The organism is Flavobacterium sp., from assembly GCF_044369455.1.
Taxonomy (GTDB): Bacteria; Bacteroidota; Bacteroidia; order Flavobacteriales; family Flavobacteriaceae; genus Flavobacterium.
Genome location: NZ_JBIPLW010000089.1, coordinates 1 through 5,619 on the forward strand (window position 1 = coordinate 1; position 5,619 = coordinate 5,619).

The 5,619-nt window shown below is 71.0% G+C and carries 4 protein-coding genes; 2 read left to right on the plus strand and 2 right to left on the minus strand.

Translation table 11 applies throughout. The annotated features are described in order from the left end of the window. Together ACIQ2L_RS14650 and ACIQ2L_RS14655 are read left to right on the plus strand one after the other, a co-directional pair. A partial coding sequence (locus tag ACIQ2L_RS14650) for a PKD domain-containing protein (RefSeq protein WP_396160155.1) occupies nt 1-864 on the plus strand: 864 nt, incomplete at its 5' end. Nucleotides 865-904: 40 nt separating this feature from the next. Further along, nucleotides 905-4,255 carry a putative Ig domain-containing protein gene (locus tag ACIQ2L_RS14655; protein WP_396160157.1) on the plus strand — a complete coding sequence of 1,117 codons (3,351 nt, stop codon included), beginning with the start codon at nt 905-907 and terminating at the stop codon, nt 4,253-4,255. On the opposite strand, the gene ACIQ2L_RS14660 is transcribed toward ACIQ2L_RS14655, so the two are convergent. Next, nucleotides 4,239-5,129: a hypothetical protein gene (locus tag ACIQ2L_RS14660; RefSeq protein ID WP_396160159.1), complete on the minus strand. Its 891-nt coding sequence runs from the start codon at nt 5,127-5,129 to the stop codon at nt 4,239-4,241. The two genes, ACIQ2L_RS14655 and ACIQ2L_RS14660, sit on opposite strands and share 17 nt — an antisense overlap. Before the next feature lie 8 nt (nt 5,130-5,137). Further along, on the minus strand, nt 5,138-5,619 hold a 482-nt coding region (locus ACIQ2L_RS14665), incomplete at its 5' end, for a sigma-70 family RNA polymerase sigma factor (protein ID WP_396160161.1).

Below are 5,619 nucleotides of genomic sequence, written 5' to 3' on the forward strand. Positions count from 1 at the left end.
GGCAAGCAGGGCACCAGCATGGCGGCGCCGCACGTGTCGGGCGTCGCAGCCTTGTTGTTCGCCCGCATGCCGACGCTCAAGCCCGACACCGTCGGCAACCTGCTCGGCGGATCCGCACGGCCGTTCCCTGCCAATACCTACTGCGCGGGGCAGAGCGACGGGCGTTGCGGCGCGGGCATGCTCGATGCGAAACGCGCGCTCGACCGCTTGGCCGACCTCACGCCGGCGGTCACGGCAGCGGGGCCGGCGCCCATCGTGCGCAACGGCTCGACGGTCGACCTCACGGCCACGGCCACCCCCAAGCCCGGCGGTCTGCAGGCGCTCACCTATCGTTGGCAGCAGGTCAGCGGTCCTGCCGTCACGCTCAGCAACGACACGACGCTGCAGCCCCGCTTCACGGCGCCGACGCCGGGCGGCGCGCTCAGCTTCCGCTTCACGGCGAGCGATGCGGACGGCTTCGCCGCCTCGTCGGTGGTCAACCTCCGTGCGAACGGCCTGCCGTCGATCGCGACGCTGACGCCGCCCACCGTGACCACCGGCAACCCGGTCTCGTTCCGCGTATCCGGCACCGACCCCGACGGGGATCCGATCACCTACGCCGCGACGGGCGTGCCGAGCGGCGCGACCTTCAACGGTACGACCGGCGAGTTCTCGTGGTTGAGCGCCACGCCGGCGGGCAGCTACACGGTCTCGATCACGCCTAGCGACGGTTTCGAGACGGGCGCCGTGTCGACCGTCACCGTGACCGTGAACGACCCGCCGCGCGGCGGCGGCGGCTCGATGGACCTGGTGGGTCTCGGCCTGCTCGGTCTTTGGGGGCTTGCCCGGCGCCGCAGCCGGAGGGGTGCGGCGGTTGGTGTATAGTCTCGCGCAGGGCAGATGACCGGATCAGAGGGCTAGGGCCTTGAAATACAATCATTTACCGAAGACGGCCGCCGTCGTCGCAGGTCTCGGCGTCTGGGTCGCGGTCGCGCAGTGGTCCTCTCCGCAGGCCGTCCCGGTATCCGTTGGCGGACGCGCGGCATCGCAGGCCGCTTCGGGTGTCGGTCCGGCTGCCGCATCGGCTGCCGCATCGGCGTCGGTCTCGCCCCGGTTGGTGGTCCGCTTCGCGGGTGAGGCGGCGACCGGTCGCTTGTTCACGCGTCCGCAGGCCGAGCGATCCTTGCGCGTCATCGGCCATGCGGTCGCCGGTGAATTCGAATACAGCCATCCGACCTCCGGTCTGTCGCATGTGGTGCGACTGCGCTCGCCCCTGCCAGAGGGCGAACTCGACGGGTTCCTGCGCGCCTTGCGCGCCGACCCTGCTATCGCCGCCGTCGAGGTCGATGCGGTGGTCCGCCGCGCCGCCAACACGAACGACGAGCTGTTCACCGATACGCGCGAGATCCTCTGGAACCTCAAGGGGCCGAGCGGTGATCGTCTCGGCGGCATGAACCTGCCGACAGCGTGGAACCGTACGCGCGGCGCCGGTGTGGTGGTGGCCGTGCTCGACACCGGCATCACGCGGCATGCCGACCTCGACGCCAACGTGCTCGCGGGCGGTCACGATTTCATCAGCGCCGATGCGGACGGCGCGTTCCGCGTCGCCAACGACGGTGATGGCCGCGACGCCGATCCGTCCGACCCGGGCGATTGGATCACGGCGGCCGATGCGGCCCTGCCGGTCTTCGCCGGTTGTGCCGTGGGGCCGAGTTCCTGGCACGGCACCGCGATGGCGGGCGTGATCGCGGCGGTCGGCGACAATGCCGTCGGCCTGCCCGGCGTCGCCTACGAGGCCAAAGTATTGCCGGTGCGCGTGCTCGGCAAATGCAAGGGTTATGCCTCCGACATCGCCGATGCCATCCGCTGGGCTGCCGGTGCGCCGCCGGCGGGCGGGGTGACCTGGCCGTCGCTCGGCATCCCGGTCAACGCCACGCCGGCGCGCGTGGTGAACCTCAGCCTCAGCGGTCTCGGCAGCTGCTCCGCCGCGCTCCAGTCGGCCATCGACGCCGCGCGCAGCGCGGGTGCGGTGGTGGTCGCGGCGACCGGCAACGACGGCGCGGCGCCGGCGATCGGTGGCCGTGGGCTCGGTGCGCCTGCCAACTGCGCGAACGTCGTCGCCGTGACCTCGCACACCGTCGAAGGCGACCGGATGACCATCGCCAATTGGGGTCCGGGCACCGACTTCAGCGCCCCGGGCGGCGGCGAGTGCACGCAGCTCCTCGGCTGCGACCCGCACGGCACCACCGGTGCGACCGGCACGATCTGGCGCGAGCTCTGGTCGACCCTGAACGTCGGCACCACCTCGCCGGTGGCGAGCGCTTCGCTGGTCTTCGGCTCGGCCGGTACCAGCGTCTCGGCCGCCCATGCCTCCGGCGCCGCGGCGCTGCTCGTTTCGACCATGCCGTCCCTCACGCCCGACGGCATCGAATCCATCCTCAAGTTCTCGGCTCGTACGTTCCCCGAAGAGACCTACTGCTGGACCTTCGAGATCGGCACGCTCGATTGCGGTCTCGGCATGCTCGACGCCACCGCCGCCATGACGCGCCTGAGCGCGCTGACGCCGACGGTGACGGCGCAGGCGAGCGGCGCCGTCGTCGCCGGCGGCACCACCGTGACCCTGACCGGCACCGCGACCCCGGGCAGCTTGGGCTCGACCGCCGCACTCGGTTATGCCTGGCAGCAGGTGTCGGGCCCCGCCGTCACGCTCAGCGGCGCGAACGCGACCACCGCCACCTTCACCGCGCCCTCGCCGGGCGGGGCGATGAGTTTCCGGTTCACGGCGACGGATGCCACCGGCGCCGCGTCCTCGGCGACGGTCAACCTGCGCTCCAACACCGCGCCCGTGGTCGTCGCGATCCCGGACCAGACGGTGCGCGCAGGCCAGCCCATCCGCTTCACCGCGACCGGCAGCGACGCCGAGAGCGACCCGTTGACCTTCGCCGCCACCGGGCTGCCGACCGGGGCGACCTTCAGCGCGGCGGGCGTGTTCGATTGGCCGGCGGCCGTGGCGGGCGTCTACACGGTGTCGATCACCGCGTCGGACGGGTCGTTGAGCAGCGCGGTCCGCGCCGTCACGCTCACGGTCGGTGCCAACAACCCGCCGGTGGTCAGCCCCATCCCGAACCAGAGCGCCCGGGTCGGCCAGACCGTGACCTTCACGGCGGCGGCCACCGATGTGGACGGCGACACCCTCAGTTTCGCCGCCACGGGTCTCCCGTCGGGCGCGACCTTCACGTCGGCCGGTGCCTTCTCCTGGCCCAACGCCTCGCCCGCCGGCACCTACAGTGTCAGCATCACCGCGTCGGACGGTTTCCTGACCAGTGCGCCGCGCACCGTGAGCATCGGCGTGCTCGCCAACACCGCACCGGTCATCGCGGCCGTCCCGAACCAGACGGTCCGCGCCGGACAATCCCTGAGCTTCAGTGTCACGGTCACCGATGCGGAGAGCGATCCGGTGTCGCTGACGGCGACCGGTCTACCGGCCGGCGCGACGTTCAGCATCGCCGAGGGCGGCGGCTCGTTCTTCTGGGCATCGCCGGTCGCCGGCAGTTATACGGTGAACCTCAGCGCCAGCGACGGCCTGCTCGTCGGCACCCGCGCGGTCTCGATCACCGTCACCCCGAACACCGCGCCCACCGTCGCCGCGATCGCCGCGCAGACGGTCCGTGCCGGTGGGGCGCTCAACTTCACGGCGAGCGCCACGGATGCCGAGAACGATCCGCTGACCTTCGCCGCCACCGGCCTGCCGACCGGGGCGACCTTCACCCCGGCGGGCGTGTTCACCTGGTCCAACGCGACGCCCGTCGGCACGTACAACGTGTCGATCACGGCGTCGGACGGTCTGCTGACGAGCGCCGCGCGCATCATCCCGATCACGGTGCGTGCCAACACGGCGCCCTCGGTCACTGCGGTGCGTGGTTTCACCGTGCGACTGCAGGCGCCGGTGGATCTGACGATCACGGGCACCGATCCGGAGAACGACCCGCTGACGTTCTCGGCGACCGGCTTGCCGACCGGGGCGAGCCTGACCTCGGCCGGCGTGCTGTCCTGGCCCAGCGCCTCGCCTGGCGGCGATTACACGATCAACGTCACGGCCTCCGACGGCCTGCTGAGCAGCGTGCCGATGAGCTTCACGATCACCGTCACCAACCGCGCGTCCGACCCGGGCGGTGGCGGCGGCTCGATGGACCTGCTCGCACTGGCGCTGCTGGGTCTGTGGGGCGCGATGCGGATGCGCCGGCGGGTCGTGGGCGCGGTCAGAACGCGACGGTGAAGAACACCTGCGGGCCGCGGTAGACCCAATCGACCTTGCCGCGGAAGTCGTCCTGGCGCAGTTCGACATCGACGCCGAAGGCGTCGTATCCCGCGCCGATGCCCACGCGGCGTGTCGGCTGCCAGATGAGCGCGGCGCGGTAGTTGTAGAGGCTGCCCTTGATGTCGTCGATGGCGAGCGAGAAATACTGCGCCTGCGCGTCGAGGTAGACCTGATCGCCGATCCGCCACATGCCCCGCAGGCCGACGACCGGCAGCGGCGCATCCACCGAGCGCGGACCGCCGATGCTGCGGGTGCCGGTGGTGGGCGAGGTGACCGTGGCCGCCAGCCGCGCTTCGAGGGTGGTGTAGTGCAAGCCCACGGAGCCCGCGATCTCGGCGCGATCGGAGGTCACGAAGGCGTACTCGTACGCGGCCTCGATGACCTCGAAACCGAGGGTGCCGGTGACCTGCGCGTTGACCGGGAAAAGGTCATCGCCCCACTGGATCTCCGAGGCGAGGGTGGCGCTGTCGGTCTGCGAGTAGTCGGTGTAGAGCACGCGGAGGTGGTGCTTCGGCGTGAAGCGCCAGAGACCGTCGAGGCGGAAGCGCTTGGAGTGCTCGAGGCCGAAACGCTGGTCCCAGTCGATCTCGGTGCCCGGCAGGCTGGTCGAGGGGTCGAGGCGGATGTCGAGCGCCGTGCTGTTGGCGAAGGTGCCCACAGAGAGGAAACCGCGGCCCTCGATGAGGCTCACGGGCGCATCGCCGCCTGACGGGGCCGGCCCGCCGCCCGCGGGCTCCCCCGCCGATGCGGCCGCTCCCATCACGGCTGACGCCAATGCAGCCGACGCCAGCGTGGCGATGCGGGCGGGTGTCGTCGGCCGCCGTCGAAGCATGAGGCGCCTCAATCCTCGATCAGGAACGAGCGGAGCTGCTCGCTGCGGCTCGGATGGCGCAGCTTGCGCAGTGCCTTGGCCTCGATCTGGCGGATGCGCTCGCGGGTCACGTCGAACTGCTTGCCGACCTCTTCGAGGGTGTGGTCGGTGCTGAGGTCGATGCCGAAGCGCATGCGCAGCACCTTGGCCTCGCGCGGGGTGAGCTGCGCGAGCACGGCGTGCGTGGTCTCGCGGAGCGATTCCGCGGTGGCCTGGTCGATCGGCGAGGCCACCGAGGTGTCCTCGATGAAGTCGCCGAGGTGCGAATCCTCGTCGTCGCCGATCGGCGTCTCCATGGAGATCGGTTCCTTGGCGATCTTGAGCACCTTGCGGACCTTGTCCTCGGGCATCTCCATGCGCGCGGCGAGCTCCTCGGGGGTCGGCTCGCGGCCCATCTCCTGCAGCATCTGCCGCGAGATGCGGTTCAGCTTGTTGATGGTCTCGATCATGT

What these genes read in the sequence shown, in the direction of transcription:
- ACIQ2L_RS14660 (WP_396160159.1), bottom strand. Translation starts at nt 5,129, where the DNA reads ATGCTTCGACGGCGGCCGACGACACCCGCCCGCATCGCCACGCTGGCG.